Below are 2,927 nucleotides of genomic sequence, written 5' to 3'. Positions count from 1 at the left end.
ACTTTATTGTAAATACGTATTTATCATCTCAACACTTGTTTTCGAAACATCTTTCATCCTGATCTTAAATCGTACTTTCTTAACTATGTATTTGTATTCATTGTTCATCTTCAACAATATAACCCTTTAATCAATCTTTCAACTTCAGATGTCCTTTTCTATTTACTATAACCCTTTTTAATCCTCTAAAGGGATATTACAATAGAATTTTTTATAAACGACTTTCTTTTAAGTCCGCAATACTCACCTCGTTAAAAGCAGACGAAGATGAATCATTACATGTACAATTTTTTGATTTAAATGGGCTACCAGAAAAGATTAGCCCGTTCATTAAAAAGTTAATTCAACAGCAAGTCGTCTCTATTTAAATGTGAAAAAGAGACCTTTTGAAGGCCTCTTTTTTTCACTTCACTTCTGCATTTAAACAAGATTTAAAATGTCCAAGTGCATATTCATGTCCTTGCGCATTAAAAGATGCAACCGCCTTTTCATAAACGACAATTTGAAACCCTTTATTATAAGCATCTACTGCTGTATGAAGGACGCAAATATCTGTACATACACCTACAAGATGCACTTCCTCTATTCCTCTTTCTCTTAGCTTCATTTCTAGATCCGTTCCTGCAAAAGCACTGTAACGTGTTTTGTCCATATAGTATACATTCTCTGCATTTTTATATTTCTCGCATACATCTTGTAATTCACCAAATAAGTCTCTTCCATTTGTACCTGCTATATTATGAGGTGGAAACAATTTCGCTTCTGGATGATATACATCATTGTCTTCATGTTTATCGATCGCAAATACTACGTAATCACCTTTTTCAATAAATTGTTTCGTTACACTTACAAGTTCCTTCTCAATTTCTTGACCTGGTTTCCCGCATGTTAAAGCACCTTTTTCAGCTACAAAATCATATGTATAATCAATATTTATAAGAGCTCTTTTCATAACTACAATCTCTCCTTCTTCTGTTTCACAGTAAACAATAGAAAATTTGTTATTACGACATCGTATGTACTATTCGACATTTCAAATGAAATCCCTACATTTCCAACTCAATACTTACCTTAATCCGAGTTTATCATAAAGCGAAACTTTAATCATAGGGGGGATTATCCTTCACCAATCGGGCTTTTACGGGCAAGTTGATCTCCCACCTAACTTCCTCTCATGTGCCGAATTTTCAAGTGGGGTTCTTATTGTCCGTTAAGGCTTGATAAAACCGATACACAATGACAAAACATACAGCTCCAATTAACAAGTCATGAATGTGATAATTGAGCGTAACTTCAACCGCCTCTTGTAAAGTAAACCAAATGACCGAAAACATTATAATAAATAAGAAAATACGAATAACTCGTTTCAAACTTTCAATTCCTTCCTCTTACATGATAGTAAAGAATAAGTTCTTTCTATTCATTCGTACTAGAAAGTGAAACAAATTATTCTCAATGACATAATTCAATCCAAACTAAAAAGTACACTACTTTTGAGTAATGTACTTTTTTCCATATTAAGACGCAGGTTTCGTTTCAAACGTCGCTTGATTCAAGCTAATGACTTTTCCTTTTGGGTCATTGTTTTCAAACTGAGCTGCGGTAATCGTATGACTACCTGTCTCAAGCGTCTTTTCTTTTAATTGTACTGTTGTCTGTGTTGTACTAGTTACTTGATGTTTATCTGCAAATATTTGATCTACAAATACAAATGTTTCTTTATCGTTTTGAAAATTGGAAAGTTCTAATTCGACTTGCTGAATTAAAGTATCCTTTTTTATGAATACAGTTGGTATATTGCCATTTTCAGAAGTACCATCTGGAGTAGTTACTTTTACTTTCCCTTCTCCGATTGGCACTGCTCCTTCAGGAAATACGACCATATTCTCATCACTTGCATTTACAACTTGTTCTTCCTGGTTTGACTGTGCATCCTCTTTTTCCTTTGGAGTACCACAGCCTACTAATAACAATACAGACAATCCAGCGATTATGAATTTCTTCAAAATTCATTCCCCCTGTTATTTCATTATAATTTATTATACAAAAATAACTTCTTGATTTTAAAACTAGTTTTTAACACTTTCATGAACAAATATTAGCTTGCTCACGATTACTGTACCATACTTTCATTTTAAGAACATTAATTTTTTTAAAGAAATAAATAGTAATTCCACTCTATTCATCATTTTAGCCCAATTCACTAAAAAAATATCCATTCAAAATAAAAAGACATTGTCACTTCAATGTCTTTTCTACATAACATTTAGAAAATAAATGTTGTAATCTCATCAACTTCTTTTCGAGAAAGTTTCTTCGGCTTATCTTTCGGAAACCCGAGTGAAATTACCATATTAATTTGTTTTTGAGGCTCAATTTGTAAATATTGTCGCAGTTCATCTTGAGCTAATAATACAGGTCCTGTCATTGGACAAGTACCCAGTCCTCTCGCATATGCAGCCAACATTAAGTTTTGTGCTGCTAAACAGCTACTCTTAATTCCTTCCTCTTCCCATACTGAATCCGGAACGAAGGCAATTGGATCAAATATCTTTTCACGAAACTTTGATTCATATGGTGTTGCCAAACATACGATTAATACTGGCGCCTCAGAGAAAGCTGTCGCATATGGACCGAAAGAACGTGTAAGTAATTTCCCTGCTTTCTCTTCTCCATTTTCTGCTGCTTTTGCTGCAAGTTTATGTAATGCATCCCATGTCATTTGTTCAATTTCTTTAATTTTCTCTCGGTTCATAATGACCAAGAACTCCCACGTTTGTGAGTTCGTATCACTCGGTGCATAACGAGCACAATCAATAATTTCTTTTATATCACTAGTGGATACTTCTTCTTCTGTAAACTTTCTAACACTTCGTCTACCGTGAATTACTTCTTTAAAATCTTCATAATTCATATATTAAATCCCC

Annotated in this window: 4 protein-coding genes and 1 pseudogene; 1 reads left to right on the top strand and 4 read right to left on the bottom strand. The window is 33.5% G+C overall.

The features are described from left to right. Nucleotides 1–248: 248 nt before the first annotated feature. Nucleotides 249–368, top strand: a pseudogene (locus AB3X49_RS20500) (NUDIX hydrolase); the annotation flags it as partial. A gap of 35 nt (nt 369–403) precedes the next feature. On the opposite strand, the gene AB3X49_RS20495 reads toward AB3X49_RS20500, so the two are convergent. From AB3X49_RS20495 to AB3X49_RS20480, 4 genes are all read right to left on the bottom strand, one after another. After that, nucleotides 404–952 (bottom strand): cysteine hydrolase family protein, encoded by a 549-nt coding sequence (locus AB3X49_RS20495; protein ID WP_002012695.1) that lies wholly within the window; start codon nt 950–952, stop codon nt 404–406. A 235-nt stretch (nt 953–1,187) separates the two neighbouring features. Next, a complete protein-coding gene (locus AB3X49_RS20490; RefSeq protein WP_012260876.1) occupies nt 1,188–1,370 on the bottom strand; it encodes a hypothetical protein in 183 nt (60 codons plus the stop codon). Nucleotides 1,371–1,517: 147 nt separating this feature from the next. Further along, on the bottom strand, nt 1,518–2,006 hold the full coding sequence (locus AB3X49_RS20485; RefSeq protein WP_002065200.1) for a putative periplasmic lipoprotein: 489 nt from the start codon (nt 2,004–2,006) through the stop codon (nt 1,518–1,520). Between the two features lie 260 nt (nt 2,007–2,266). Beyond that, entirely contained in the window at nt 2,267–2,914 is a 648-nt protein-coding gene (locus AB3X49_RS20480; protein ID WP_012260875.1) for a nitroreductase family protein, read from the bottom strand. Nucleotides 2,915–2,927: the final 13 nt, after the last annotated feature.

Source organism: Bacillus sp. C30 (assembly GCF_040838255.1).
In the GTDB taxonomy this organism is placed as follows: domain Bacteria; phylum Bacillota; class Bacilli; order Bacillales; family Bacillaceae_G; genus Bacillus_A; species Bacillus_A mycoides.
The sequence above is the reverse complement of the archived record's forward strand: the minus strand, read 5'-3'. Positions and strand labels throughout refer to the sequence as shown.

Excerpts from the sequence above, each read along its gene's own strand:
- AB3X49_RS20480 (WP_012260875.1), bottom strand. The coding sequence starts at position 2,914 with ATGAATTATGAAGATTTTAAAGAAGTAATTCACGGTAGACGAAGTGTT.
- AB3X49_RS20495 (WP_002012695.1), bottom strand. The coding sequence starts at position 952 with ATGAAAAGAGCTCTTATAAATATTGATTATACATATGATTTTGTAGCT.